General features: G+C 72.9%; 26 protein-coding genes. 15 read left to right on the top strand and 11 right to left on the bottom strand.

Annotated features, from left to right (window positions below; genetic code table 11):
* Positions 1-53: 53 nt before the first annotated feature.
* The gene (locus ACVW2K_RS03425; protein WP_457201543.1) at positions 54-1016 is read left to right on the top strand and encodes a DUF2332 domain-containing protein; all 963 of its coding nucleotides are present in this window, start codon (positions 54-56) and stop codon (positions 1014-1016) included.
* A gap of 5 nt (positions 1017-1021) precedes the next feature.
* On the opposite strand, the gene ACVW2K_RS03420 is transcribed toward ACVW2K_RS03425, so the two are convergent.
* The 5 genes from ACVW2K_RS03420 to ACVW2K_RS03400 form a co-directional block, all read right to left on the bottom strand.
* Positions 1022-2041 (bottom strand): helix-turn-helix transcriptional regulator, encoded by a 1020-nt coding sequence (locus ACVW2K_RS03420; RefSeq protein ID WP_457201542.1) that lies wholly within the window; start codon positions 2039-2041, stop codon positions 1022-1024.
* Positions 2042-2108: 67 nt separating this feature from the next.
* Positions 2109-2672, bottom strand: a complete 564-nt coding sequence (locus tag ACVW2K_RS03415; protein WP_028637794.1) for a TIGR03086 family metal-binding protein — start codon at positions 2670-2672, stop codon at positions 2109-2111.
* Complete coding sequence (locus ACVW2K_RS03410; protein WP_051549289.1) at positions 2669-3643, bottom strand: sigma-70 family RNA polymerase sigma factor; 975 nt, start codon at positions 3641-3643, stop codon at positions 2669-2671. The genes ACVW2K_RS03415 and ACVW2K_RS03410 overlap by 4 nt, the downstream gene beginning before the upstream one ends.
* Before the next feature lie 48 nt (positions 3644-3691).
* On the bottom strand, positions 3692-5248 hold the full coding sequence (locus tag ACVW2K_RS03405) for a glycerol-3-phosphate dehydrogenase/oxidase (protein ID WP_457201541.1): 1557 nt from the start codon (positions 5246-5248) through the stop codon (positions 3692-3694).
* The gene (locus ACVW2K_RS03400) at positions 5245-5835 is read right to left on the bottom strand and encodes a TetR/AcrR family transcriptional regulator (protein WP_457201540.1); all 591 of its coding nucleotides are present in this window, start codon (positions 5833-5835) and stop codon (positions 5245-5247) included. Before ACVW2K_RS03400 ends, ACVW2K_RS03405 begins: the two co-directional genes overlap by 4 nt.
* A gap of 17 nt (positions 5836-5852) precedes the next feature.
* Between ACVW2K_RS03400 and ACVW2K_RS03395 the strand changes: the two genes are divergently transcribed.
* The gene (locus tag ACVW2K_RS03395) at positions 5853-7424 is read left to right on the top strand and encodes an FAD-binding oxidoreductase (protein ID WP_457201539.1); all 1572 of its coding nucleotides are present in this window, start codon (positions 5853-5855) and stop codon (positions 7422-7424) included.
* The gene (locus ACVW2K_RS03390; RefSeq protein WP_028637791.1) at positions 7421-8341 is read left to right on the top strand and encodes a diacylglycerol/lipid kinase family protein; all 921 of its coding nucleotides are present in this window, start codon (positions 7421-7423) and stop codon (positions 8339-8341) included. The genes ACVW2K_RS03395 and ACVW2K_RS03390 overlap by 4 nt, the downstream gene beginning before the upstream one ends.
* Here the strand turns inward: ACVW2K_RS03390 and ACVW2K_RS03385 are convergent.
* Complete coding sequence (locus tag ACVW2K_RS03385) at positions 8331-8852, bottom strand: hypothetical protein (protein WP_457201538.1); 522 nt, start codon at positions 8850-8852, stop codon at positions 8331-8333. The two genes, ACVW2K_RS03390 and ACVW2K_RS03385, sit on opposite strands and share 11 nt — an antisense overlap.
* Positions 8849-9514: a pirin family protein gene (locus ACVW2K_RS03380; RefSeq protein WP_457201537.1), complete on the bottom strand. Its 666-nt coding sequence runs from the start codon at positions 9512-9514 to the stop codon at positions 8849-8851. Before ACVW2K_RS03380 ends, ACVW2K_RS03385 begins: the two co-directional genes overlap by 4 nt.
* A 16-nt stretch (positions 9515-9530) precedes the next feature.
* Between ACVW2K_RS03380 and ACVW2K_RS03375 the strand changes: the two genes are divergently transcribed.
* The 3 genes from ACVW2K_RS03375 (at position 9531) to ACVW2K_RS03365 (ending at position 13116) form a co-directional block, all read left to right on the top strand.
* A complete protein-coding gene (locus ACVW2K_RS03375) occupies positions 9531-10892 on the top strand; it encodes a GH1 family beta-glucosidase (protein WP_457201536.1) in 1362 nt (453 codons plus the stop codon).
* A gap of 248 nt (positions 10893-11140) precedes the next feature.
* A complete protein-coding gene (locus ACVW2K_RS03370; protein WP_457201535.1) occupies positions 11141-12199 on the top strand; it encodes a sulfotransferase family protein in 1059 nt (352 codons plus the stop codon).
* 2 nt (positions 12200-12201) lie between these two features.
* Positions 12202-13116 (top strand): glycosyltransferase family protein, encoded by a 915-nt coding sequence (locus ACVW2K_RS03365; RefSeq protein WP_231496221.1) that lies wholly within the window; start codon positions 12202-12204, stop codon positions 13114-13116.
* Positions 13117-13200: 84 nt separating this feature from the next.
* Here ACVW2K_RS03365 and ACVW2K_RS03360 read toward each other — a convergent pair whose 3' ends face one another.
* On the bottom strand, positions 13201-14334 hold the full coding sequence (locus tag ACVW2K_RS03360) for a MalY/PatB family protein (RefSeq protein WP_457201534.1): 1134 nt from the start codon (positions 14332-14334) through the stop codon (positions 13201-13203).
* Between the two features lie 71 nt (positions 14335-14405).
* On the opposite strand from ACVW2K_RS03360, the gene ACVW2K_RS03355 reads away from it, so the two are divergent.
* The 3 genes from ACVW2K_RS03355 to ACVW2K_RS03345 are packed head-to-tail and all read left to right on the top strand — an operon-like array spanning position 14406 to position 16854.
* Entirely contained in the window at positions 14406-15284 is an 879-nt protein-coding gene (locus ACVW2K_RS03355) for an ABC transporter substrate-binding protein (RefSeq protein WP_457201533.1), read from the top strand.
* Positions 15281-16129, top strand: a complete 849-nt coding sequence (locus tag ACVW2K_RS03350; protein WP_028637784.1) for an amino acid ABC transporter permease — start codon at positions 15281-15283, stop codon at positions 16127-16129. Before ACVW2K_RS03355 ends, ACVW2K_RS03350 begins: the two co-directional genes overlap by 4 nt.
* Positions 16126-16854: an amino acid ABC transporter ATP-binding protein gene (locus ACVW2K_RS03345; protein ID WP_028637783.1), complete on the top strand. Its 729-nt coding sequence runs from the start codon at positions 16126-16128 to the stop codon at positions 16852-16854. The genes ACVW2K_RS03350 and ACVW2K_RS03345 overlap by 4 nt, the downstream gene beginning before the upstream one ends.
* Before the next feature lie 265 nt (positions 16855-17119).
* On the opposite strand, the gene ACVW2K_RS03340 is transcribed toward ACVW2K_RS03345, so the two are convergent.
* Complete coding sequence (locus ACVW2K_RS03340) at positions 17120-18082, bottom strand: hypothetical protein (RefSeq protein ID WP_457201532.1); 963 nt, start codon at positions 18080-18082, stop codon at positions 17120-17122.
* Between the two features lie 83 nt (positions 18083-18165).
* Between ACVW2K_RS03340 and ACVW2K_RS03335 the strand changes: the two genes are divergently transcribed.
* The 6 genes from ACVW2K_RS03335 to ACVW2K_RS03310 all read left to right on the top strand — a co-directional run bounded on the left by ACVW2K_RS03335 (position 18166) and on the right by ACVW2K_RS03310 (position 23844).
* On the top strand, positions 18166-19335 hold the full coding sequence (locus ACVW2K_RS03335; RefSeq protein WP_457201531.1) for a CaiB/BaiF CoA transferase family protein: 1170 nt from the start codon (positions 18166-18168) through the stop codon (positions 19333-19335).
* Positions 19332-20066: a glutamine amidotransferase gene (locus ACVW2K_RS03330; RefSeq protein ID WP_457201530.1), complete on the top strand. Its 735-nt coding sequence runs from the start codon at positions 19332-19334 to the stop codon at positions 20064-20066. Before ACVW2K_RS03335 ends, ACVW2K_RS03330 begins: the two co-directional genes overlap by 4 nt.
* A 24-nt stretch (positions 20067-20090) precedes the next feature.
* Positions 20091-21530, top strand: a complete 1440-nt coding sequence (locus ACVW2K_RS03325; protein ID WP_457201529.1) for a flavin-containing monooxygenase — start codon at positions 20091-20093, stop codon at positions 21528-21530.
* A gap of 189 nt (positions 21531-21719) precedes the next feature.
* Positions 21720-22991 carry a DEAD/DEAH box helicase gene (locus ACVW2K_RS03320; RefSeq protein ID WP_457201528.1) on the top strand — a complete coding sequence of 424 codons (1272 nt, stop codon included), beginning with the start codon at positions 21720-21722 and terminating at the stop codon, positions 22989-22991.
* A gap of 36 nt (positions 22992-23027) precedes the next feature.
* Positions 23028-23222 carry a CsbD family protein gene (locus tag ACVW2K_RS03315; protein WP_028637779.1) on the top strand — a complete coding sequence of 65 codons (195 nt, stop codon included), beginning with the start codon at positions 23028-23030 and terminating at the stop codon, positions 23220-23222.
* 22 nt (positions 23223-23244) lie between these two features.
* A complete protein-coding gene (locus ACVW2K_RS03310) occupies positions 23245-23844 on the top strand; it encodes a CPBP family intramembrane glutamic endopeptidase (RefSeq protein WP_051549287.1) in 600 nt (199 codons plus the stop codon).
* Here the strand turns inward: ACVW2K_RS03310 and ACVW2K_RS03305 are convergent.
* Both ACVW2K_RS03305 and ACVW2K_RS03300 read right to left on the bottom strand, forming a co-directional pair.
* The gene (locus ACVW2K_RS03305; RefSeq protein ID WP_457201527.1) at positions 23800-24705 is read right to left on the bottom strand and encodes an NAD(P)H-binding protein; all 906 of its coding nucleotides are present in this window, start codon (positions 24703-24705) and stop codon (positions 23800-23802) included. The two genes, ACVW2K_RS03310 and ACVW2K_RS03305, sit on opposite strands and share 45 nt — an antisense overlap.
* Positions 24706-24760: 55 nt before the next feature.
* Complete coding sequence (locus ACVW2K_RS03300) at positions 24761-25465, bottom strand: MerR family transcriptional regulator (RefSeq protein WP_457201526.1); 705 nt, start codon at positions 25463-25465, stop codon at positions 24761-24763.
* Positions 25466-25536: the final 71 nt, after the last annotated feature.

The following is a 25536-nucleotide window of genomic DNA, read 5'->3' as shown; positions in this document are numbered from 1 at the left end:
GAGAATGGTGACCCATCGGGCCCGGCCGCCGGGCGGGAATCGACAATGGCGTCGTGGACCTCGCAGCGGACACCGCCGAGCAGTACCGGGACTTCGCGCTCGATGCCCGCGACTACTCGCCCTGCTACGACGACTGGTGCACGCGGGTCGCCGACGACGCCGAGGTGCTCGCCTGGCTGGACCGGCTGCCGCCGCCCAAGCGCCAGCCGAACCTCGTGCTCGCCGCGGCGCGCTGGCACGGCGTACCGGCGCCGGGGCCGTACGACGCCTTCCGGTCCGCACTGCTGGCGGACGACGGCACCATCGTCGCGACGATCCGGGCGCGCTCGACGCAGACGAACGAGGTCGGCCGGCTGGCCACCCTGGTGCCGGCGTTCGCCCTCGTCGCCGACAGGCCGGTGGCGCTGATCGAGGTCGGCGCCAGCGCGGGGCTGAACCTCTTCCCGGACCGCTACTCCTACGCCTGGGGCGGGCGGACGATCGGCTCGGGGCCCTTGCTGACCGCATCCGTCTCCGGCGACCCGCCCCTGCCGGCGGCGGTGCCGTCCGTCGCCTGGCGCGCCGGCGTCGACCTGAATCCGCTCGACGTGACCGACGACGACGCCATGCGGTGGTTGTCGTTCCTGGTCTGGCCCGAGCACGAGGAGCGGCGCGCCCGGTTGGCGACGGCGGTCGCGATCGCCCGCTCCGCGCCGCCCGTGCTCGTGCGGGGCAACCTGCTCGACGAGCTCCCCGCGCTCGTGGCGACCGCGGCCGCGCACGGTCCGGTCGTCGTGTTCCACAGCGCGGTCGCGGTGTACCTCTCGCCCGAGGACCGGGACCGGTTCCAGGCGCTGATGACCGGGCTGGTCGCGGAGGGACGCTGCCACTGGGTGAGCAACGAGGCGGCGTGCGTGCTGCCGGAGGTGACGGCCAGCGGACCGGTGCCGTCCGACGCCCGCGGCTTCGTGCTCGGCATCGACGGCCGCGCGGTCGCGCTCACCCATGGCCACGGGGCGTGGCTGCGCTGGCTCTGAGTGGGTCAGGCGACGCCGAGGCTGGTGGCGAGCCCGGCGCGGGACCGGATGCCGAGCTTGCGGTAGACGTGCGAGAGGTGCCACTCGACGGCCTTGACGGTGACCACGAGCTGGAGCGCGATCTCGCGGTTGGTCAGCCCGTCGGCGGCCAGCTTCGCGACCCGGCGCTCGGACGCCGTCAGCGCACGCAGCGCCTCGCCGAGCACCGGACGGGCCGGCTCGCCCAGCCGCTCGAGCAGCCGCCGGATCCGGCTCTGCAGCGGCCAGAGCTCCTCGCACCCGGCGTACTCCTCGGCCGAGCGGAGCAGCTGGACGGCCTCCCGCGCCTCGTCACGACCCCCACCGGAGTGGGTGGACAGCAGCAGCAGGCCGGCGAGGTCGGTGTCGATCTGGGCCGCCAGCCGGGCGGCGGGGGTCGCGAGCAGCGCCGCGCGCGCCTCGCGCAGGGTGCTCGTGCGGTCCACGTGCATGTCCACGGTGGCGAGGGTCCGCAGGCCGAGGGCGGTGGCGTACGGCGCCCGCGCCTCGCGCGCCAGCGCCACGTGCTCACGCGCGAGCACGACCGCGTCGGCCCGCCGTCCCGCTCGAACGGCCGCGAGCGCGGCGTACGCCCGCCACGGCAGCAGGTCGGGCTCCTCGTCGTCGAGGATCCGGCCGACGCGGGCGTAGTGGCCGGCCGCGAGATCCGGGTCGCCGGACGCGGCGGACAGCTCGCCCCGGCCGAAGTGCGCGGTCGCACCGACCAGTCCGGTTCCGTCCAGCAGCACCCCCAGCGCATCGCCGTCCGTCGTCGCGGGCGTCAGCTCGCCCCGTGCGAGCCGGCAGTCGATGGAGGTCGTGAGCAGCGCCGCGCGGTCCAGGTCGGAGAGGCGGAGCCAGTCCTGGCGGGCCTCGTCGAGGTCGGCGAGGGCCGCGGTGATCTGCCCCGCCCGGGCTCGCGAACAGCCGCGGGCCACGAGGGCGTGCAGGGTGCGGAGGTCCTCCCGGGCCGAGGCCTCGGCGAGATCCGCCTGGGGCGTCAGCATGCGGGCCAGCCTAGGAACGGCCGCCCGGTGGCGGTCGGGAATGCGGGGAACCCGGGCAGCGGTCCAGTCAGGTCCGTCCGAGGTGGGCGAGCAGCCGGACGTCGTCGGCGGCGTCCGCCGCCGCCGGCCGCGGTGCCGCGAACCGGACCCCGCGGTCGGCCGGGCCGACCACGCGCTCGGCCACCGGCAGCAGCTCCCGCGCCAGCTCCGCGGGGATCGCCACGCACTCGCCGGTCGCTCGGCCGACGTCCCAGCCGTGCACGGTGACCTCGAGAGCGGCGGTGGCGACGAGCAGGGTGCTCATCAGGTCGAGCCCACCGGCGGACGTCGCGATCACCACGTCCCCCGGAGCGGGCCGGCCCCACGCGCCGAGCAGCGCACACGCCTTGTCCTGGATCGCGGCGATCCGGCCGGCCGCGCGGCTGCCACCGCGCACGACGACCTCACCTCCGGCGGCCTCGGTGAACGCGTCGAGCGCATCCTCCATGTGCGCGAGCAGGTCGCCCAGCGTCCAGCCCTCGCAGGGCGTGGGCCGGTCGAGCAGGTCGTCGTGGACGCGGCCGAGCCGGGCGCGGGTGTAGCCGAGTGCCCGTTCCAGCAGCTCGACGGAACCGCCGAGCGTGGCCGTCACCGCGGGCTCGGCGCCGGAAGGTGGTCGGCGGGCAGCCGCATGGGCAGCCCGAAGGTCTCGAAGAGGCGATGGTCGAAGAACGCGGTGACGTGCCGCACGTGGTCACCGTCGAGCTCGAGCACCTGGAGCTGGAACGGGATGAAGTCGCCGCTCGGCGTACGCATGTAGAGGCCGTACGCCGGCTGGCCGTTCGCCTGCGTCGGCAGCATCGGCATGTCGTGCGCGCCGCCGGGACACTCGTTGGCGATCAGCCAGTGGATGCTCTCGGTGCCCTTGAACCAGCTGGTGAAGGGCGGCATGTCCCAGGTCGCCTCGGCGGTGAGCATGCCGACGATCGAGTCGACGTCCTTGCGCCAGAACGCGTCGACGTAGCGCTCCAGCATCCGCTGCTGCTCGGGCGTCAGGTCGGGCTCGACCGTGTCCTCGGTGAGGCCGCGCTCGGCGAGCTGGGCGTGGGCGCGCTGGAGGGCGGAGTTCACGGCCGCACTCGTGGTGTCGAGGGCCTCGGCCACCTCGGCGGCCGACCAGCGCAGCACGTCGCGCAGGATCAGCACCGCACGTTGACGTGCGGGAAGGTGCTGGAGCGCCGCGACGAACGCGAGCCGGATCGAGTCCCGCTCGGCGACCACGACGGCGGCGTCGGGCACCGGCTCGAGCCAGGCGATCTCGTGGTCGGCCTCGAGGGCGTCGCCGGCCATCGCGTCGGGCGTGCCGAGCCCGGCGGGCAGCGGACGGCGCGGGCGGCCCTCCAGGTTGGTCAGGCACACGTTCGTGGCGATCCGGTACAGCCAGGTCCGCACCGACGATCGTCCCTCGAAGTCAGCCGAGGCCTTCCAGGCGCGCAGGAACGTCTCCTGCACCAGGTCCTCCGCCTCGTGGACGGATCCGGACATCCGGTAGCAGTGCGCGAGCAGCTCCCGCTGGTAGCGCTGCGTCAGCGTGGGAAAGTCGTCGAGCTCGGTGGTCGTCATCGGTCCTCCAGTCTGCCTGCAGGTACCGACCGGCGTCGACGCACAAAATCATCGCTCTGGGGCATCGCCCTGGATCATCGCGATGCGCAGTGCGCGTTCCGCGGCGGGCACGGCGAGCTCCCGGTCGGCGGGCACCAGACCAACGCGGGTACGCCGGTCCAGGAGGTCGGCCACGTCCAGGGCGCCCTCGTGGGTCACGCCGAAGATCAGCTCGGCCAGCGTCACGGGGACACCGTCCGCGACCGGGGCGAGCAGCTCCTCGTCCGGCAGCCCGCTCACCGTCCGGGCGTTCTCGAGGACGAGCGCGGCGTCGGTACCGAACCTGCGCACCAGCCGCGGCGGCAGCTCGAGCCGGGCGAGCTCCGCCCGCGACGCGGCGCCGAGCAGGGGCAGGGTCCTGGTCCGGCACGCGCCCGCGTCCAAGCGGCCCTGGGTGACCGCCGCGTCGACGGCGTCCTCGGCCATCCGGCGGTACGTCGTCAGCTTGCCGCCCACGATCGTGACGACGCCGTCGGGGCTGGTGAGCACCGCGTGCCGCCGGGACAGGTCGGCCGTCGAGCCGTCGGCGCTGTCGAGCAGCGGGCGGAGCCCGGCGTACGCCCCGACGACATCGGTGCGGTGCAGCTGCCGGGAGAACGCCGCGGAGACGACGTCGAGGAGGAAGCCGATCTCCGGCTCCGAGGGCTCCGGCACGTCGGGGATCTCGCCGTCGACCGGCTCGTCGGTGAGGCCGACGTACACGGTGCCGTCGGGTTGGGGCAGGACCATCACGAACCGGTTCGTCTCGCCGGGCACGGGGCAGAACACCGACACGGTGAGCCCGGGCAGGGTCTCCTGGCGCAGCACCAGGTGGGTGCCGCGGCTGGGGCGCAGCGTGATGCCGTCGACCAGGGTGTCGGCCCAGACGCCGGTCGCGTTGACGACGGCTCTCGCGGTGACGGTGGCGGTCGCGCCGGCCCCCGATGACAGGGTCTCGTCGCGGAGCTCGACGCTGGTGCCCGTGGCCTGCAGCACCCGGGCGCGGGTGCGGACGTGGGCGCCGTACGCCGCGGCCGTCCGGGCGACCGTGGTGACCAGCCGGGCATCGTCCTCGAGCTGCCCGTCCCAGCCCAGCATGGCGCCGCGCAGCCCGTCAGGCCGCAGTGCGGGGACCAGCCGGAGCGCCTCGGTCACGGAGAGGTGCCGCGGGCGGGGGAGGGTCGCGGCGTCGGTCCGGGCGCCGCGCCGCAGCAGGTCGCCGGCCCAGAGCCCGCCGCGGGTGAACGCGGTCTGGAGGCGGCTCACACTGGCGGACAGCGGGACGAGCATCGGCATCGGCCGGGTCAGGTGGGGCGCGGTGACCTCCATCAGGATGCCGCGCTCGACGGCGCTCTCGTGGGCGACGCCGATCTGCCCCTTGGCGAGGTAGCGCAGGCCGCCGTGCACCATCTTCGAGGACCAGCGCGACGTGCCGAACGCGAGGTCGTGGGCGTCCACCGCGAGCACCGACAGACCGCGGGTCACCGCGTCGAGGGCCACACCGGCGCCGGTGATGCCCAGGCCGATCACCACGACGTCGACGTCCGTCGGGACGTCCGTCAGGCCTCCGGAGATGCGGGCGGTCATGGCCGGAGGCTCCGGCTCAGGGTGAGCACGAGCTCGGCGTCGAGCTCCTCCTCGGTGACGTCGTCGTCCACCATCGTGTGGGAGGAGAGCACGTGGCCGTGGGCGGCGAGCAGCAGCCCACGGGCGATGGCGAGCGGGTTGCCGGCGCGGATCGTGCCCTCCGCCTGGCCGTCTGCGATCGCCCGGGCGGTGAGGTCGAGGATCGCGTCCTGCGACCGGCCGCGGCGCGAGAGCAGGTAGGGGAGCAGCAGCTCGGGGTCGAGCTCGACGATGCGGAGGAACAGCTCGTTCTCCCGGAGCCGCTGCACGGTGCCGACGATGTCGCCGACGAGCCGGTCGACCGTCGGGGCCGCCGGGTCCTCCGCGGCGAGCGACTCGGCGACCACGCCGCCCCACTCCCGGGTCATCAGGTCCGCGAGCAGCTGGGGCATGTCGGCCCAGGTGCGGTAGATGGTCATCCGGGAGACGCCGGCCCGCCGGGCGACCTCGGTCAGGGTCGTACGCCGCCAGCCGACGTCGAGGATGCAGTCCCGGGCGGCGTCGAGATAGGCGTCGCGCGGCTCCTGCTTGTGACGAAGTGACGTCATATGTCACAGTGTAACGCATGGACCAGAGCGAGATGCACCCGTCCCGCTGGGGAGACCCGGCCCGAGCGCGGGCGCTGCCCGAGGACGCCCGCGGGATGGTCGAGCTGGTCTTCGGGACCGACGACCGGCCCGCCGTCGAGCCGGTGCCGCTCGCGCCACCGGCGCTCGACGCCGCGGTGCTGGCCGAGCTGGAGAAGGTGGTCGGCGCCGGCCACGTCCGCACCGACGACGAGACCCGCCGGCTGCGCACCCGCGGCAAGTCCACGCCCGACCTCCTGCGCGCCCGCTCCGGTGACCTGTCCGACGCGCCCGACGCCGTCGTACGCCCGGCCGACCACGACGAGGTCGCCGCCGTCCTCGCGCTCGCGGTCGAGCACCACCTGGCGGTGGTGCCGTTCGGAGGGGGTACGTCGGTGACCGGTGGCCTGGTCGCCCGCCGGGAGGGCTTCGCGGGCGTGCTCAGCCTCGACCTGGTGCGGATGAAGCGGCTGATCTCGGTCGACCACACCTCGATGACGGCGGTGCTCGAGCCCGGCCTTCGCGGCCCGGAGGCCGAGGAGCTGCTGGCGGCCGAGGGCGTGACCATCGGGCACTACCCGCAGTCGTGGGAGTACGCCTCCATCGGCGGCTTCGCCGCCACCCGCTCCAGCGGCCAGTCCAGCGCGGGCTACGGCCGGTTCGACGCGCTGGTCGTCGGCCTCACCGTCGCGACCCCTCGGGGCCGGCTCGACCTCGGGACCGCCCCGGCCAACGCCGCCGGCCCCGACCTGCGCCAGCTGTTCCTCGGCTCCGAGGGCGCCTTCGGCGTGATCACCGCCGTGACCGTCCGGGTGCGGAGGCGGCCCGAGGTCACGGCGTACGAGGGGTGGCGCTGGCCGTCCTTCGCGGACGGCGCGGCCGCCTTGCGCACCCTCGCCCAGTCCGGGCTGATGCCGACCGTCCTGCGCCTCTCCGACGAGGCCGAGACCGCGCTCAACCTCGCCGACCCGGGCGCGATCGGCGGCGCGGCCGCCACCGGCTGCCTGATGATCACCGGCTACGAGGGCGAGCCGGCCGCGGTCGAGGCGAAGCGCGCCGCGGTCACCGCGGTGCTGTCCGGGCTGGGCGGCACCGCTGCGGGGACCGCCCCGGGCGAGAAGTGGTCGAGCGGTCGCTTCGACGCGCCGTACCTCCGCGACTCGATGCTGGACGCCGGGGTGCTGGTCGAGACGCTGGAGACGGCGACGTTCTGGTCGAACGTCGAGCGGCTGTATGCCGACGTGAAGGCGGCGCTGACCGGCGCACTCGGCGACCCCGCGATCGTGCTCTGCCACATCTCGCACGTCTACGAGACCGGCTGCTCGCTGTACTTCACGGTCGCCGCGAAGGAGGCGGACGACCCGCTCGCGCAGTGGCAGGTCGCGAAGGCGGCCGCGAGCGACGCGATGATCGCCGCCGGTGCGACGATCACCCACCACCACGCGGTCGGCACCGACCACAAGCCGTGGTTCGCGCGCGAGATCGGGCCGCTCGGCGTCTCGGTGCTGCGCGCGGTCAAGGCCGACCTCGACCCGACGGGCATCCTCAACCCGGGGGTGCTGGTCCCGTGAGCTTGCCGAGGAACGGCAGGGCGTTCACCTTCCTGGTCAACCCGACGTCGGGCGGCGGCGCCGCACCCGGCGCCGTCGTACCGGTCGCGCGGCTGCTGCGCGAGGCGGGCGCGACCGTCGACGTCACGTACTCGCCGGGCCCGCACGCGATGGTCGAGCTCGTCGACCAGGCGGTCGGCCGCGGCGACGTGGTGGTGTCCGTGGGGGGCGACGGCATGCTCTCCTCGCTCGCCGGCCTGGTCTCCGCCCGTGGCGGCACCCTCGGCGTGCTGCCGGCCGGTCGCGGCAACGACTTCGCCCGGATGCTCGGGGTGCCCGAGGAGCCGGACGCGCAGGCCACGCTGCTGCTCTCCGGTGAGGTGCGGCAGGTCGACCTGCTCGCGGCGACGCTCGGCGGGCAGCGCCGGGTCGTGGCCGGGTCCGTCTACGCCGGCGTCGACGCCCGCGCCGCCGAGATCGTGGACCGGGCGAGGTGGCTGCCCCGCGCGCTGCAGTACCCGTACGCCGCGCTGCGCGCGCTCGCGACGTACCAGCCCGGGCGCTACCGGGTCGCGGTCGACGGGATCGAGCACGAGTACGCCGCCGCCACGGTGGTGGTCGCGAACTCGGCGTACTACGGCAAGGGCATGCGGATCGCGCCGCCCGCGTCGGTCGAGGACGGCGTCCTGGATGTCGTCGTGATCGAGGCCGCCGGCCGGATCGCGCTGATGCGCTCGCTGCCGAAGGTGTACGACGGCGCACACGTCGACCTCGCCGAGGTCACCGTGCTGTCGGGCAAGCGGGTCGAGATCCGCGGCACCGCGCGCGCCCCGATCCCGGTCGGCGCGGACGGCGAGCCGCTCGGCCCGCTGCCGACCCTCGGCTCCCCACCCGCCACCGTCGAGATCGTCCCGGGCGCCCTCCCCGTCATCTGCTGACGGTCGAGTCCCGACTCAATGTGGTGAGGAAGGAGTCCACGGCGGTGGCGACCTGGTCGTGCAGGCCCAGCATCGCGTGGTCGGCGCCCTCGACCTCGACGACGTCCGCACCGGTCGCGGCCGACGCGGCAGACGACCAGAACGGGTCGGCCGTGCCGCCGACGAGCAGGACCGGACGTCCGTCCCGCACGAGGGACGCGATCGCCGAGGTGGCGGCCGGGTCGGCCGTCAGCGGGGTGAGCAGCACGTAGGCCGCGGCCCGGACGGGCGACTGGGTGACGCGGGTGCCGAGCGACTTCGCGGCGAACAGCCACGGTCCGGGGTCCTCGCCCATCGCGGCTGCCGCCTGCTGGCCGACCCAGGCGCCGTCGGTCGGCACCGGTTCGGGTGCCGCCCAGCTGACGGGGTGCACCGCCCAGCCGTGCCGAGACAGTACGGCGCCGGTGGCGGCGAGCAGCGGCATCGAGACCGGGTAGGCCCGGCCGGGCAGCAGCAGTGCCCGGCGGGTCATCGGTCGAAGGCCCAGACCATCAGCTCGGTCGGGACCGCCGCGGTCACCGTCAGCCCCGGGGTGTCGGTGATGCGGAACGCGTCGCCGTCGGCGAGCGGCTCGGCCAGCGAGGAGCGGATGAGTGCGCCGCCGGCGACGAAGACGTGCTGCAGCCGCTCGTCGGGGAGCGTGACCGTCTGCCCGGCGGCCAGCCGGGCGACGAGCAGGCGGGACGACCCGATCGCCGTCACCGGGCTCAGCTCGCCGGGGGTCAGCTCCACCGGCGTGAGCGAGTACGACGGCGGCGTACCGGCCTCGTCCGGCGTCAGCCATGCCTGGACGAACCGCACCTGGCCCTCAGGCCCGGCGATCTCGGAGTGGGTCACGCCGGAACCGGCCGAGAGCACCTGCACCTGACCCGGGCGCACGACCGCGTCGTTCCCCGAGGAGTCGGTGTGCAGGAGCGACCCGGAGAGCACCCAGGTGACGATCTCGACGTCGCGGTGCTCGTGCTCGGGGAAGCCGGCCCCCGCCTTCAGCCGGTGGTCGTCGTGGCAGACGAGCGGGCCGAAGGAGACGTTGTCCGGGTCGTAGTGGGACCCGAAGGAGAATGAGTGCCGGGTGAAATGTCCCTCACTCCGGGTGAGGAAGCGCTCGGTTCCCCGGCGGATCTCGACAGTCATCTGCATCATTGTGCCCGTGCCCGACCATGCGCCCCCAGCGCCCCTTCCCCAGCTCCCACCCGGCTTCCGCTTCGGCACGAGCACGGCGTCGTACCAGATCGAGGGGGCGGCGACCGAGGACGGCAAGGGCCCGAGCATCTGGGACACCTTCACCGCGCAGGAGGGTCGGATCGTCGACGGGTCGAGCGGGGCGGTCGCGTGCGACCACTACCACCGGTACGCCGAGGACGTCGCGCTGATGGAGCGCCTCGGGGTCGGCGGCTACCGGCTGTCGGTCTCCTGGCCGCGGATCCAGCCGACCGGCTCCGGGCCGGCGAACGCTGCCGGGCTCGCGTTCTACGACCGGCTGATCGACGAGCTCCTCACCAACGACGTGCAGCCGATGGTGACGCTCTACCACTGGGACCTGCCGCAGGCGCTCGAGGACGACGGTGGCTGGCTCAACCGGGACACCGTCGAGCGGTTCGCCGACTACGCCGCGATCCTCGGCGAGAGGTTCGCCGACCGGGTCGAGCACTGGATCCCGGTGAACGAGCCGAACGTCGTGATGATGATGGGCTACGCGATCGGCAGGCATGCGCCGGGCAAGACGCTGATGTTCGACGCGATGCCGGTGGCGCACCACCTGCTGCTCGGCCACGGCCGCGCGGCCATCGCGCTGCGCGCCGCGGGCGCCACGAGCGTCGGCTGCGCGAACAACCACGCGCCGATGTGGCCGGCCTCCGACGACGTGGCCGACGTGGGTGCGTCCAAGCTGTTCGACGCGCTCTGGAACGGCATGTTCACCGAGCCGATGCTGCTGGGCCGCTACCCGCAGGACCTCCAGCCGCTGCTGGAGGGGATCCTGCAGGACGGCGACCTGGCCGTGATCCGGCAGCCGCTCGACTTCTACGGGGTCAACTACTACAACCCGTTCAAGATCGGCGCCGCCCGCGAGGACGCGGAGCTGCCGTTCGAGTTCCGCGAGCTGGTCGGCTACCCCACCACCGACTTCGGGTGGCCGGTCGTGCCGGACGCGCTCCGCGAGTGGCTGATCATCCTGCGCGCCCGGTACCGCGCCGCGCTCCCGCCGATCTTCGTCACGGAGTCCGGTTGCGCCTACAACATGGGACCCGACGAGAACGGCGTCGTCGACGACCAGCCGCGCATCGACTACCTCGACGCGCACCTGCGCGCGGTCGCGACCGCCGTGCAGCGCGGCGTCGACGTACGCGGCTACTACACGTGGTCGCTCATGGACAACTTCGAGTGGTCCGAAGGCTTCACGCAGCGGTTCGGGCTCGTGCACGTCGACTACGACACGCTGGTGCGGACGCCGAAGCGGTCGTTCCAGTGGTACGCCGACGTCATCGCCGCGCAGACGAAGTCGCTCGGTTGAGGCCGAGTCGGCGCCATCTCAGCTGAGACTGCGCCGACTCGGCGCCATCTCAGCTGAGACTGCGCCGAGTCGGCGTCAGATGACGCGCGGCTCCGCGGGCGCCGCCCGGGACCTGGCCGACCCCTGGCGGGAGCTCGGGAGGACAGCGGCGCCGCGGCCGGAGCGGAGGCAGCCTCCGGCGGAGCAGCCCGCGAAGCGCCGCGCGATCGGTTCGCTCCTGCGCCGCCGCGGTCAATAGAGTGCAGGCCATGTCGACGCCGACCCCGCTGTCCGAGGCCGTCCCGGTCAAGCACCGGGTGGTGTTCGTCGTCGGTTCGGGTCGCAGCGGCACCAGCACCATGGCGGGGGCGCTGCAGACGCTCGGGATGCGCGTGCCGCAGCCCGAGGTCGTCGCCGACGAGACCAACCCGAAGGGCTTCGGCGAGCCGCAGTGGGTGGTCGACCTCCACGAGGAGCTGCTCAACCGCTGCAACGTGCACGTCTCCGACGCGCGCCCGTCGGCGTGGTTCGAGGCCGGGAAGCTCGCGGCGTTCGAGCCGCTGCGCGGGCGCCTGCACGACTGGCTGGCGCAGCAGTTCTCCGAGGCCGGCCCCGAGCTCGTCGTCAAGGACCCGCGGCTCGCGTGGTTCCTCGGCCTCTGGCGCTCCGCCGCGCTGCGCTGCGACGCGGCGCCGGCGTACGTGACGATGCTCCGGCCGGTCACCGAGGTGGTCGGCAGCAAGCAGAAGGACTACGCGCCCGAGGCGGGGGACGTGCAGCGCACCGCGGCCTGGGTGAACATGATGCTGCACACGGAGCGCTCCACGCGCGGGTCCGCGCGCCGGTTCGTGCGCTACCAGGACATGCTCCGGGACTGGACGGTCCCGGTGTTCGCGATCGGGCAGGCCTTCGACATCGACGCGGTGAAGTCCGCGACCGCGAACGACGTGCGCCGGGTGCACCAGTTCATCGACCCGACCCTGCGCCGGGTCCAGCTGACGTGGGAGGACGTCGCGGTCCCCGCGCGGCTGCGGGAGATCGCGGAGGAGAGCTGGCAGCACCTCGACCGGCTCGCCGAGGAGGACGGTGACACCCCCGAGGTGCACGAGGTGCTCGACCAGCTGCGCACGGCGTACGCCGACCTCTACGACGAGGCCGAGGCGATCGCCCAGTCGACCGCGCTGGCCGCGCGCCGCGAGGGCCTCGCCCAGCAGCCGGCACCCGCCATCGTCCGACGCGGCGCCGACAGGCTCCCGCACGGCGTGCGTGCGCTGGTGCCGCCGACGATGCGCCGCGGGCTGCGCAAGGCGTTCGGCCGGGAGCGCTGACCGTGGTCGACATCGCCAACCTCGAGGGCGAGACGGCGTACGACGTCACCTGGCCGTGGACGCGGGGGCCGCTGGCGCCCGGGCTCACCTGCGTGTTCCGGGTGAAGAACGAGGCGCGCAACCTGCCCTGGGTGCTGCCGCCGATGTTCGAGGCGGTGCAGCACGTGGTGCTGGTCGACAACGGCTCGGACGACGGCACGCCCGAGGTCGCGCAGCGGGTGGCCGAGGAGTGCGGGGCGACCGGGCGCTTCACGCTGACGTCGTACCCGTTCAGGGTCAGCCGCGCGGGTCACGAGCACCTCGCGACCCCGCCGGACTCCGTGCACTCGCTGACCCACTTCTACAACTGGTCGTTCGCGCACGTGCGCACGTCGTACTCGATGAAGTGGGACGGCGACATGGTGCTGACCCGCGAGGGCGTGGCCGCACTGTCGGACCTGTCGTGGCAGCTCGAGGGCTCGGATGCCGTCGTGCTGGTGCCGCGGCACCCGGTCTCGATCGAGAGCGAGTCGGTGGCGTGGATCGACCTCGGGTTCCGGTTCCTGGAGCCGTGGATCTACCCGATGGGGCCGGAGTTCACGTTCGTGAAGGCGTTCGAGTGGGAGGTGCGCGAGTTCCCGAGCACGTCGGAGCGGCTGATCATGCCCGAGGGGCTGTGCGTCGAGCTGAAGTGGCTGGACGCCGACGAGTTCGCGCACTGGAGCCACACCTCGTTCGACGAGTCGTCCCGCGCACCGCGCAAGCGCCGCGAGTGGGAGGTCTACAGCGCGCTGATGGAGGGCCGCGGGGAGCAGGTCGAGGGGCTCCAGCGGGTCGAGGCACCGGCCGGCGTGCACGTCGTCGACCACATCACCCGTACCTGGCTGCCGCAGGCGCCGCGGCCGCTCGTCCAGCGTCGCGGCCGGCTGGATGTCTGAGCGCTTCGCGAGGTCGGCGGCTTCCGGTCGGTGCGGAAGCACGTCGACGCCACACCCGATGACGGTGAGTCCAGGCGCGTCACCCTAGGTGTCGGTCCCCGTCCCCGCCGTGGTGAGCCCGGTGACCAGCCGGTGAAGGATCTCCGCCAGCCGGTCGGGACTGGTCGCGAGGTTGAGCCGGACGTGGCCCGGCAGGCCGGGCTGGTAGTCGCCACCGGGCGCGAGTCGAACGCCGTGCCGCAGCGCGACCGCGCAGGGGTCGGCGGCGTAGGCGCGCAGGTCGAGCCATGCGAGGTACGTCGCCTCCAGCGGCCGCATCCGTGCCTTCGGTGGCAGCTCGTCGGCGAGCAGCGCCCGGTTCCGGTCCAGGCGCTCGACCAGCGCGGCCAGCCACTCGTCGCAGTCCCGCCACGCGACCTCGCCGGCGACGACGCCGAGCGAGGACCAGGTGTTCTGCGCCGGGACCGGGAGCGCGCGGACGCGCTCGCGGTCGGCCGGGTCGAGCAGCACGAGCTGGGCGCCGTGCACGGCCGGCATGTTGAACGACTTCGAGGCACTGGTGACCATGACGGCTGACTCGTCCACGGTGGGGTACGGCGTGAACGTCGCGTCCGGCAGCACCAGCGGCGCGTGGATCTCGTCGGAGACCACGCGTACGCCGTACCGCCCGGTCAGCTCCGCGAGCGCCTCCAGCTCGGACCGGGTCCAGGCTCGGCCGAGCGGGTTGTGCGGGTTGCAGAGGAGGAAGGTGCGGCCGCCCGCGGCGAACGCCGCCTCGATCGCGGCCAGGTCCAGGGTCGCGACGTCGGCGTCCGGGTCGAGGTCGACGGTCACCAGCTCGCGACCGGTGACCGCCACGACATCGCGGAACGGCGGGTAGCAGGGCTGGGGCACCACGACGGGTCCCGGCGGGCAGAGCGCCTCGAGGGCGAGCCGGATGCCGCTCATCACCCCGCCGGTCGCGATCGAGGCGTCGTCGGGAACGCGCCAGGACCAGTGCCGCTGCGCGAACCCCGCGAACGCCGTACCGAGCCCGTCCGCGGGCGGCGGGTAGCCGAGGGCGCTGCCGCGGATGGCGCGCACGAGTGCGTCCTCGATCGGCTCCGCCAGCCGGAAGTCCATCTCGGCGACCCAGGCCGGCAGCACCCCGGGCTCGGTCGCGCCCCACTTCAACGGGAGCGCGGTCCGGGCCTGGTCGTCGGTGAGGTCGCGGAGCACCGGTCCATCTCACCACGTCCACAAATCTGCGGAATGCGTCGTCGCGGGCCCCGTGGTCCTACGCTTTCGCCATGCGCCTGCGTGGATCCCTGGCGGTTGCCGCCGTACCCCTGCTTCTCGCCGCCGTCGCGTGCGCGCCCGAGTCCGACGGGGGTGCCACCGCGACCGACACCGGGAACCCGTCGGCCACCGCGAACCAGTGTGCGACCGACTCGCTGCCGCTGCGGACCCCCGGCCAGCTGATGGTCGGCACCGACTCCCCGGCGTACGACCCGTGGTTCGTCGACAACGACCCGAGCAACGGCAAGGGCTTCGAGTCCGCGGTGGCGTACGCCGTCGCGGAGCAGCTCGGCTTCAGCAAGGACCAGGTCACGTGGGTCAAGGTGCCGTTCAACAAGTCCTACGCCCCGGGTGAGAAGGACTTCGACTTCGACATCAACCAGATCTCGATCACCCCGCAGCGTGCCGAGGTCGTGGACTTCTCCGACGGCTACTACCAGGCCGCGCAGGCGGTCATCGCGCTGAACGGCACGCCGGGTGCCGCGGCCACCAGCATCGCGGACCTCAAGGACCTCAAGCTCGGTGCCCAGACCGGCACCACGTCGCTCACCGCCATCCGGGACGTGATCCAGCCGACCGAGGACCCGGCGGTGTTCGACGACACCAACGCCGCGAAGCAGGCGCTGCAGAACGGCCAGGTCGACGCGATCCTCTCCGACCTCCCGACCGCGTTCTACATCAGTGCCGTCGAGATCCCGGACAGCACGATCGTGGGCCAGTTCCAACCGGAGACCGGACAGCAGGAGGAGTTCGGCATGCTGTTCCAGAAGGGCAACCTCCTGGTCCCGTGCGTGGACGCCGCTCTCGCGAAGCTCAAGGAGGACGGCACCCTCGCGCAGATCGAGAAGCAGTGGCTCTCCGACGTCGTGAACGTGCCCACGCTTCAGTGAGTGACTGGTCACCGAGCCGGCACGAGCTCGATCGTCGGGTCGTACGGCGGCGCCTGCGTACCCGCTCGATCCTGATCGCGACGGTGTCCACGGTCGTCGTGTTCGTGCTGATCGGCGTCGGCCTGGTCAGCTCCCCGGGCTGGGCGACCGTGAAGGAGACGTTCTTCAACGGCCACCACGCACGCGCCGTGCTGCCGGACGTCTGGGACGCGATCTGGCTGAACATCAAGATGTTCCTGGTCGCCGAGGTCTTCATCCTGGTCCTCGGCATGCTGATCGCGATCGCCCGGGTCAGCAGGTCGCCCTGGCTGATGCCGCTGCGGATCACGGCGATCGTCTACACGGACGTCGTCCGGGGGATCCCGACCATCCTGCTGGTGCTGCTGCTCGGCTTCGGCATGCCGAGCCTGCAGCTGCAGGGCCTGCCGATCAGCCCGTTCTTCTGGGCGACGGTCGCGCTGATCATCTCCTACAGCGCCTACGTCGCGGAGGTGTTCCGCTCGGGCATCGAGTCCGTCCACCCGTCGCAGTGGGCGAGTGCGCAGTCGCTGGGACTCTCGCGCGGTCAGGCGCTCCGGCACGTCGTCGTACCCCAAGCCGTGCGCCGGGTGATTCCGCCGCTGCTCAACGACTTCGTGTCGCTGCAGAAGGACACGGCGCTCGCCTCCGCGATCGGCGTCTTCGACGCGGTCTTCGTCGCTCGCGACTACGGGAACTACAACTTCAACTACACGCCGTACGTCGTGGTCGCCTGCTTCTTCATCGCGATGACCGTGCCGCTCGCCCGGCTGTGCGACTGGCTGACCGCTCGGATGCGGCGCCGCGAGCTCGCGGGGGCGCTGTGAGCCTGCTGACCGTGTCCGGGGTGCGGAAGTCGTACGGCGACCGCGTGGTGCTGGACGACGTCTCGATGACCGTGGAGCAGCACGACGTGATCTGCCTGATCGGGTCGTCCGGGTCGGGGAAGTCCACGCTGCTGCGCTGCCTGAACCTGCTCGAGGAGATCGACGACGGGGTGATCTCCTTCGACGGCGCCGAGATCTCCGACCCGCGCGTCGATGCCCGCTCGGTGCGGTCGCAGATCGGGCTGGTGTTCCAGGCGTACAACCTGTTCCCGCACCTGACCGTCCTGGACAACTGCACGCTCGCGCCGCGGCTCGTGCACGGCCTGTCGCGGGCCGAGGCCTCCCAACGAGCGATGTCCCTGCTGTCCCGCTTCGGACTCGAGGACCAGGCGGCCAAGCACCCGGACCGCCTGTCCGGCGGCCAGCAGCAACGCGCCGCCCTGGTCCGCGCGCTCTGCACCTCGCCCCGGCTGCTGCTGCTCGACGAGATCACCGCAGCGCTGGACCCCGAGCTGGTCGGTGAGGTGCTCTCGATCGTCCGGGCCGAGGCCGAGGCCGGCATGACCATGGTGCTCGCCACCCACGAGATGGCGTTCGCCCGCGACATCGCCACGTCGGTGTGCTTCCTCGACGAGGGCCGGATCCTCGAGCAGGGACCGCCGTCCGAGATCTTCACCTCCCCCCGCGAGGAGCGGACCCGGCAGTTCCTGCGGCGGGTGCTCTGACTGGACGCCGTGGCGCTGGCGGGCGGCGCTGGCGGGTGCGGGCGGGCGGGTGCGGGCGTTGGCGGGCGGTGGGTTGGCCACCGAATCCGAGTCGAAAAGGGTGGCTGAGGCACCGCTGGCCCGGGCGGGCGCCGGTGAGCGGTGGGCTGGCCACCGAATCCGGGTCGAAAAGGGTGGCTGAGGCACCGCTGGCCCGGCCCGGGCCGAGAGGGTGAACGCCGGGCCGCCGGTGACCCAGCCACCGAATCCACCGCGCAGAAGGTGGCTAACCCACCGCTCGCCCGGTGATGCGGGCCCAGCGTGGCCCCACCGCCGTCGACAGCGGCAGGAAGAGCAACCGCCACCGATCGTCGAAGCGCGGGGCCGGCCCTGTGTAGCCGGCGGCCAGGAGACCGCGGTACACCTCGCCCACCAGCGTCTTCGGCCGCCCCAGCTTCTCGTTCGTGACCTGCACGTACGGCACGTTCGCGGTCCGCAGCAGGGCGTAGCGGTCGACGTCGCAGAGGTCCTGCGAGCGGTCGGTCTGGTGGTGGGCGCCTTCGTACTCCACGACGAGCCCGAGGTCCCGGTACACCAGGTCCCCGATGACCTCGACGTTCTCCCGGACGTCGACAGCGACGTTGGTCTCGGGAGGCGGGAGGCCGGCGAACGACAGGACCGCCCGGGTCTCGCTCTCCTTCAGCGACCTCGAGCCAGCGACCAGGTGGTCGAGGACCCACACCGCCTCGTGGGCTCCGTCGCGCCAGGGTGCTGACAGGGCGACGTCGCGGATCGCCTCCGGCGTCGTGTGCTGGTGGCGGAGCAGCCAGTCGCCGACCTTGATCGCGTCGATCACCCGGGCCCGCGCGCAGTAGGCGAGGTAGGCGCCGGCGGGGACGACTCCGTCCTCGTCGGTCGGCGGCAACCGCCTGGTCCGGTGCAGGAAGATCTCGTCGAGGGCGAGGTGGAGGTCGCGGTCGACGACGAACCGCATCGGCCGCCGGGGACCGAAGTCGAGCCCGAGCTGCTGGATCCGCGTGATCCCGGTCAGCTGGGCGTCGTCGGGCAGTGAGAGCCGGGCGGCATGCACCCAGTCGCTCTCGGTCATCGTGTGGTCCGACCACCGGTGCACCCGGGGGAAGACGCGGACGAAGCGCGCGCCCTCGAGCTGGCGGCTCGTCACCCCGAGCTCCGCCGCACGCGACCGCGTGAACGGTCCGCGCAGCAGCTCGGGCGGGATCGGACGCATGCCGCGATCCCAGCGCGGAGCGCCGACGAGCGCGACCGCCCATCCACAGGGACGCTGACAGCGCCTCTGTCATGATGCCGGGCATGAGCATCGAACTCGGCCGGGGCACCGGTCCGCTCAAGGGCGTGAAGGTGGTCGAGATCGCCGGGATCGGGCCCGGGCCGCACGCGTGCATGATCCTGGCCGACCTCGGTGCCGACGTGATCCGGATCGAGCGGCCCGGCGGGCAGGCGCTGGCGGGCGGCGGGCCGCACATGCTGCTCAACCGCGGCCGTCCCAGCGTGGCGCTCGACCTCAAGAACCCCGACGCCGTCGAGACCGTGCTGACACTGGTCGAGAACGCCGACGTGCTGGTCGAGGGCATGCGGCCGGGCGTGGCGGAGCGGCTGGGCTTCGGACCGGAGGCCTGCCACGAGCGCAACGAGCGCCTCGTCTACGGGCGGATGACCGGGTGGGGCCAGGACGGGCCTTTCGCGCAGGTGGCCGGCCACGACATGAACTACATCGCGATCACCGGCGCGCTGCACGGCCTCGGCCAGGACCGGAGCCGGCCGCACTTCCCGGGCAACCTGGTCGGCGACTTCGGCGGTGGATCGACGTACCTCGTGATCGGCATCCTCGCCGCGCTCATCGAAGCCCGGGTCAGCAACCGGGGCCAGGTGGTCGACGCCGCGATCGTCGACGGCACCACGCACCTCAACACCATGACCGCGGCGTTCCTCGCGTCCGGCGGCTTCAAGGAGGAGCGGGCCTCGAACCTCCTCGACGGCGGCGTGCCCTACTACGACCTCTACGAGACCGCCGACGGCAGGCACATGTCGGTCGGCGCGCTCGAGCCCCAGTTCTACGCCGAGTTCGTGCGCCTGCTCGGCATCGAGCACACGGCTCCGGACCGGTACGACGCCGACCGGGCCGACGCGCTGCGCACGCTGATCGCGGAGACGTTCCGGCAGCGGACCCAGGCCGAGTGGGTCGCGGTCTTCGAGGGCACGGACGCCTGCGTCGCCGGGATCATCCCGCTGACCGAGGCGGCGGAGCACCCGCACATCAGGGCCCGCGGCACCCTCGTCCACCACGACGGCTACCTTCAGCCCGCCCCTGCCCCGCGGTTCTCCCGCACGGGGGCGACGATCGGCCGCCTCGCCGAGTCCGCCGGCGACAGCACCCGGGAAGCGCTGGCCGCCTGGGGCGTCACGAACGCCGACGAGCTGATCGCGACCGGCGCCGCCGTCCAGGCACCCCCGGGTCAGTGAAGCCGTTCCTGTTCCTGGGCACCCGCGCCGAGGACGCCGCCGCGGACAGCGAGTACGCCGCCGTCCTCGCCTGCTCCGGGCTCGACGAGCGCGACGTACGCCGCATCCGCCTCGAGGCGCGCGAGCTCGGGCCGGTCGAGCTCGCGGACTGGTCCGGGATCATCCTCGGTGGCGGCCCGTACAACGCGAGCGACCCCGAGGAGGCCAAGAGCGCGGCGCAGCGGCGCGCGGAGGCCGAGCTCCGCGGCCTCGCCGAGCGGGTCCTCGAGCAGGACTTCCCGTTCCTCGGCGCCTGCTACGGCATCGGGGTGCTGGGCGGGCTGCGCGGCGGCCTGGTCGACCGGAGGTACGGCGAGCCGATCTCGGCCGTCCGCGTCACGCTGACCGACGCGGGCGCGGCCGACCCGCTGCTGGGGGAGATGCCGCGCGAGTTCGACGCGTTCCTCGGCCACAAGGAGGCCGTCAGCAGGCTCCCCGCGGGCGCGACCAGGCTCGCGGGGAGCGCCACCTGCCCGGTCCAGGCGTTCCGGATGGGCAGCAACGTCTACGCGACGCAGTTCCACCCCGAGCTCGACGTCGAGGGCATCTGCCTGCGCATCGACATCTACCGCCACCACGGCTACTTCGACCCGCCCGAGGAGGCCGAGCGGGTCCAGGCGCTGGCCCGGCGGAGCCACGTCGAGCACCCGCCGCGGCTGCTGGGCCGGTTCGTCGAGCTCTATGCCTGTTGACAGATATTCAGTAAGGTGGGTGCCATGAGCGAGCACGTCGACGTCCTCATCATCGGCGCCGGGCTGTCCGGCATCGGAGCCGCCTGCCGGCTGAGCACGGAGCACCCCGGGAAGTCCGTCGCGGTCCTCGAGGCGCGCGATGCCCTGGGCGGCACCTGGGACCTGTTCCGCTACCCGGGGATCCGCTCGGACTCGGACATGTTCACGTTCGGCTTCAAGTGGCGGCACTGGGAGGGCGACGTCGCGCTCGCCGACGGCCCGTCGATCCTGGAGTACCTCCGCACGGTCGCCCGGGAGTACGACGTCGAGCGGCTGATCCGCTACCGGCACCGGGTCGTCGGTGCCGCGTGGGACTCCGGGACGTCCCTGTGGACGGTCCAGGTCGAGCACGACGGCGAGACCCGCACGATCACGACCGGCTTCCTCTGGGCCTGCGGCGGCTACTACGACTACGACAAGGGCTTCACGCCCGACTTCCCCGGCCAGCAGGACTTCCGCGGCACGATCGTGCACCCGCAGCACTGGCCGGAGGACCTCGACTACACCGGCAAGAAGGTCGTGGTCATCGGGTCGGGTGCGACGGCGGTCACCCTGGTGCCCGCGATGGCGCAGGCCGGCGCCGCCCACGTCACCATGCTCCAGCGCTCCCCGACGTACGTCCTGTCGCTGCCCGGGCGCGACCCGATCGCCACCCGCCTGCACCGGCTGCCGTCGGCCCTCCGCTACCGGATCGTGCGCGCCAAGGCCATCCTCGCCTCGACGCTGTTCTTCCAGCTCTCCCGCCGCCGGCCGGAGATGGTGAAGGGGTTCATCCGCAAGGAGGCGGCCAAGCAGCTGCCGCCCGACGTCGACGTGGACGAGCACTTCAGGCCCGCCTACAACCCGTGGGACCAGCGGGTCTGCTTCGTGCCGGACGGCGACCTGTTCGAGGCGCTGCGCAGCGGCTCGGCGTCCGTCGTGACCGACCACATCGAGCGGTTCACCGAGCGCGGCATCCTGCTCCGCTCGGGCGAGGAGCTCGAGGCCGACGTCATCGTCAGCGCGACCGGGCTCACCCTCAAGGCGATGGGCGGCGTGGAGCTCACCGTGGACGGCGCCGAGGTCAAGATGCAGGACACGATGACCTACAAGGCGCTGATGCTCAGCGACGTGCCGAACTTCGTCTTCACGATCGGTTACACCAACGCCTCCTGGACGCTCAAGGCCGACCTGGTCGCCGACTTCGTCTGCCGGCTGCTCCGCCACCTGGACGAGCACGGCGTACGCCGCGTGGTGGCGCCCCGCGACCCGTCCGTCGGGGAGGAGCGCCTGATCGACTTCAGCTCCGGCTACATCCTCCGCGCCCTCGACGAGCTGCCGAAGCAGGGCGACCGGGAGCCCTGGAAGTTGCGGCAGAACTACCTCAAGGACGTCCGGTCCATCAACCGGGACCGGATCGACGACGGGGTGCTGACGTTCCGGTGAGCCGCTGAATCGTCGGATCCGGCACCTTCTGCGTAGACTTACGGACGGAGCCCGTTCTGTCTTGCCTCGGGCCCGCGCGAGCCCCGGCTCCTGCGCCATCTCGGAACCCATGCTGGCGAGACACCCCCAGCAGTGAGTGACTCTCTCTTGTCTTCTGCAGTTCACACTGCGGGCTTCGCCGATCTCGGCGTGCCCGCTGACCTTGCCGCCGTCCTCGCGACCCGCGGCATCACCTCCCCGACTCCCATCCAGGCCGCCACGCTCCCCGACTCGCTCGCGGGCCGCGACGTCCTGGGCCGGGGCCGCACCGGCTCCGGCAAGACCTACGCCTTCCTGCTGCCGCTGGTCGCGCGACTGTCGGCCTCCGGCCGCAAGGTCCGCTCCGGCCGGCCGCGCGCCCTGATCCTGGCCCCGACCCGCGAGCTGGTCGGCCAGATCAAGGAGGCGCTCGACCCGCTGGCGAGGGCCGCCGGCCTCACCACCCAGACCGTGTTCGGCGGTGTCGGCCAGGGCCCGCAGGTCCAGGGCCTGCGCCGGGGCGCGGACATCGTGCTCGCCTGCCCCGGTCGTCTCGAGGACCTGATCGGCCAGGGTCACTGCGACCTCGGCGCGGTCGAGATCACCGTGCTGGACGAGGCCGACCACATGGCCGACCTGGGCTTCCTGCCCGTCGTCCGCCGGATCCTCGACCGGACGCCGCGCGACGGGCAGCGGCTGCTGTTCTCGGCGACGCTGGACAAGGCGATCGACGTGATCGTGAAGCGCTTCCTGACCGACCCGGTCACCCACGAGGCCGACTCGGCGCAGTCTCCCGTCTCGACCATGGACCACCACGTCCTGCACCTGTCCCGGGAGCACCGCGTCTCGGTGCTGACCGACCTGACCAGCGCGCCCGGCCGGACCGTGGTGTTCACCCGCACCAAGCACGGCGCGAAGGCCCTCACCCGCCAGCTCAACCGCAACGGCGTCCCGACGGTCGAGCTGCACGGCAACCTCAGCCAGGGCGCGCGGACCCGCAACATGGACGCGTTCCACGCGGGCCGGGCGACCACGCTGGTCGCGACCGACATCGCGGCCCGCGGCATCCACGTCGACGACGTGGCGCTGGTCGTGCACGCCGACCCGCCGGTCGAGCACAAGGCCTACCTGCACCGTTCGGGCCGTACGGCGCGCGCCGGCGCCCGTGGCACCGTGGTGACGCTGATGACCGACGACCAGGTGCGCGACGTCCGTGCGCTCACCCGCGCCGCGGGCATCAAGCCGACGGTCACCAAGCTCACGGGTGCGAGCCACCCGATGCTGGCGCAACTGGCCCCGGGCGAGCGGAGCACCGTGCCCGGTGGCCTGGTCGTCGAGGCGCCTGCCGCCCGGCAGGCCAACCGGACCACGGGCAACCGCCCCGCCGGCAGCCGATCGCGGTCCCGCGGTGGCCGCGGTCGCCCGCGCCAGCGCGCCTCCTGACGTTTCGGCGTACCCCTGACCGGTCACTGGAGCCCTATGGGACTCAAGGACAAGGCAGAGAACAAGGCTGAAGAGCTCAAGGGCAAGGGCAAGGAGTCGGCAGGCAGCGCCACCGGTGACCGCGACCTGAAGTCCGAGGGCCAGGCGGACCAGACCTCCGGCAAGGTGAAGAACGCCGGCGAGCACGTCAAGGACGCCGCCAAGGACGTCAAGGACGGACTCTCCAAGTAGCCGGTACGACGCAGGGGGGCGTGTGCGCGATCGACGGCTGATCGCCGCCGCCTTCGTCGTTCTGGGTGGCGCGGTGCTCGGGGTCTCCCTGCGCATCCCGCCCGGAAGTGCGTGGTTCTACGCGGCGACGCTGGCCCTGGCCGGCGTGTGGGTCGTGGCCGCGTACGCCGTGGGCCCACCGCGCCTCGGCCCACCTCGCCCGGTGCTCGTGCCGGTCGCGGCGGGCGCGGCGCTGGTGGGCCTGTTCGTCGTGGGCTCGTTCGTCGTCAGGCAGGTCGCGTTCCTCGACGGGCAGGTGCGCGACGTCGCCGACCACGCGGCCCGCGGCTCGTGGCCGCTGCTCGTCCTCGTCACGGTCGTCACCGGCATCGCCGAGGAGCTGTTCTTCCGCGGCGCGGCCTACGACCTCGTCCCGCGCCACCCCGTCGCGGTGACGACCGCCGTCTACGGCCTCACGACGCTGGCGACCGGCAACCTGCTGCTCGCGTTCGCCGCCGTGGTGCTCGGCGTGATCGTCGCCCTGGAGCGACGGCGCTACGACGCCCTGCTGCCGCCGATCCTCACGCACTGCACGTGGTCACTCACCATGCTCTTCCTGCTGCCCGCTCTCTTCCAGCGCTAGCCGCACCGCCTCGGCGTAGGTCAGGGGCTCGCCCGGCACCAGGTCGCGGATCGCGTGGTCGGTGACGATCACCTCGGTGCCCATCGAGTCGATCAGGTTCCGCCCCGTCGTCGCGTCCACGTCGGTGACGAACGAGATCCAGTACGACGAGAGCCGGGGCGTGAGCACCGGCACGGTCACGATCGGCACCCGGCGCCCGTTGATCACCTCGGCCGCCTGCTGGAGCATGTCGACGTAGCTGAGCTGGTCGGGGCCGCCGATCTCGTACGCCCGGCCGTACGCCTCCTCCCGGCCGACGACGCCGGCGAGGTAGCGCACCACGTCCGCGAGCGCGATCGGCTGGGTGCGGGTCTCCGCCCACCTCGGCACCACCATCGCCGGCAGGTTCTTCACCAGCTGCCGGGTCATCTCCCAGGAGATGCCACCGGCGCCGACGACGATCGCCGCGCGCAGCACCGTGACCGGGACGCCCGACCCACCGAGCAGCCGCTCGACCTCGCGCCGCGAGCGCAGGTGCGGCGAGAGCCGGCCGTCGTCCTTGCCGAGGCCGCCGAGGTAGACGATCTGGCGCACCCCGCTCGCCGCGGCGGCCAGCCCGAACGCCCGCGCCGCCTCGGCGTCCCGCTGCTCGAAGTCGTCCTCGTCGAGCGAGTGCACGAGGTACACCGCGACGTCCACGCCCTCGAGCGGAGCGGCCAGGCTGCCCGCGTCCGAGACGTCGCCGGCCACCGGCTCCCCCGGGGCGTCGTACTCCTCCGGGCGTCGGGTCATCGCGCGGACGTCGAAGCCGCGCTCGAGGAGCGCGGGGACCAGGTGGCGGCCGACGAAGCCGGTCGCGCCGGTGACGAGGACGGTGCTCACGGGTCCTGCCGTACCCACCCGGCGGCCCCGGTAGTGGTCGTGGAGCCGGTCGCGCTCAGCGGGCCCGCTTGGCGATGTTCTCGCGGCGGGTCTCGTCCATCGCGGCCTCGTACGCCGACACCAGGCTCGCCACCGACAGCGGCTTGAGCCGCTCGACGACCTCGCGCAGCCGGTCGGGCGGGGCGCCGGACTCCCGGTAGACCGGCCAGACCATGGTGCGGAACAGCTCGTTCAGCTCCTTGGCGATCTGCCGGCCGTGCTCGGCGTACACGTCGGCGGCGGCGAGTGCAGCCTCGGTCGGGAAGCCGAGCTCGAGCAGCCCGAGGCCGACCGAGAGCTGGGAGACCGCGACCTCGTAGCGGCCGCGCTTGGTGCGGAACACGATGCCCAGGGCGGCCAGCGTGGTCAGGTCGTCGTCGCTGAGCGGGCGGCCGGTGCGCTTCTCGAGCTCGGTCCTCGACATCTCGACCGGCAGGTCCGCCTGCCAGGGCGCGAGCATGGTCCGGTGCAGTGCGATGTCCTCGGGAGAGGCGTCGGCCGGGATCCGTGCGACGTACTTCTCGATCGCCGAGAGGGTGAAGCCGTGTGCCTGGAGCTCCTGGACCAGCTCGAGCCGGGCCACGTGGTCGCTGCTGTAGTACCCGGAGCGGCCGCGCCGGATCGGCGGCGGGACCAGGCCCTTGGTCGTGTAGAAGCGGATGTTCCGCACGCTCATGCCGACCCGCGTCGTCAGCTCCTCGAGCGTCAGCAGCTCGTCCATCCCACTCCTCGTGACCCGCACCACACGATCCATCCTGTTGACGGTGACAGTAATAGTGTCACAATCGCTGC

It is taken from the genome of Nocardioides sp. HB32 (assembly GCF_054058995.1).
Note: the sequence above shows the minus strand (reverse complement) of the source record. Positions and strands in the feature narration are given on the sequence as shown.

Bases quoted from the DNA above. Each gene is read 5' to 3' on its own strand.
- ACVW2K_RS03420 (WP_457201542.1), bottom strand. From the start codon at position 2,041: ATGCTGACGCCCCAGGCGGATCTCGCCGAGGCCTCGGCCCGGGAGGAC.
- ACVW2K_RS03410 (WP_051549289.1), bottom strand. From the start codon at position 3,643: ATGACGACCACCGAGCTCGACGACTTTCCCACGCTGACGCAGCGCTAC.
- ACVW2K_RS03405 (WP_457201541.1), bottom strand. From the start codon at position 5,248: ATGACCGCCCGCATCTCCGGAGGCCTGACGGACGTCCCGACGGACGTC.
- ACVW2K_RS03400 (WP_457201540.1), bottom strand. From the start codon at position 5,835: ATGACGTCACTTCGTCACAAGCAGGAGCCGCGCGACGCCTATCTCGAC.
- ACVW2K_RS03395 (WP_457201539.1), top strand. From the start codon at position 5,853: ATGGACCAGAGCGAGATGCACCCGTCCCGCTGGGGAGACCCGGCCCGA.
- ACVW2K_RS03385 (WP_457201538.1), bottom strand. From the start codon at position 8,852: ATGACCCGCCGGGCACTGCTGCTGCCCGGCCGGGCCTACCCGGTCTCG.
- ACVW2K_RS03380 (WP_457201537.1), bottom strand. From the start codon at position 9,514: ATGACTGTCGAGATCCGCCGGGGAACCGAGCGCTTCCTCACCCGGAGT.
- ACVW2K_RS03370 (WP_457201535.1), top strand. From the start codon at position 11,141: ATGTCGACGCCGACCCCGCTGTCCGAGGCCGTCCCGGTCAAGCACCGG.
- ACVW2K_RS03355 (WP_457201533.1), top strand. From the start codon at position 14,406: ATGCGCCTGCGTGGATCCCTGGCGGTTGCCGCCGTACCCCTGCTTCTC.
- ACVW2K_RS03340 (WP_457201532.1), bottom strand. From the start codon at position 18,082: ATGCGTCCGATCCCGCCCGAGCTGCTGCGCGGACCGTTCACGCGGTCG.
- ACVW2K_RS03335 (WP_457201531.1), top strand. From the start codon at position 18,166: ATGAGCATCGAACTCGGCCGGGGCACCGGTCCGCTCAAGGGCGTGAAG.
- ACVW2K_RS03325 (WP_457201529.1), top strand. From the start codon at position 20,091: ATGAGCGAGCACGTCGACGTCCTCATCATCGGCGCCGGGCTGTCCGGC.
- ACVW2K_RS03315 (WP_028637779.1), top strand. From the start codon at position 23,028: ATGGGACTCAAGGACAAGGCAGAGAACAAGGCTGAAGAGCTCAAGGGC.
- ACVW2K_RS03300 (WP_457201526.1), bottom strand. From the start codon at position 25,465: ATGGACGAGCTGCTGACGCTCGAGGAGCTGACGACGCGGGTCGGCATG.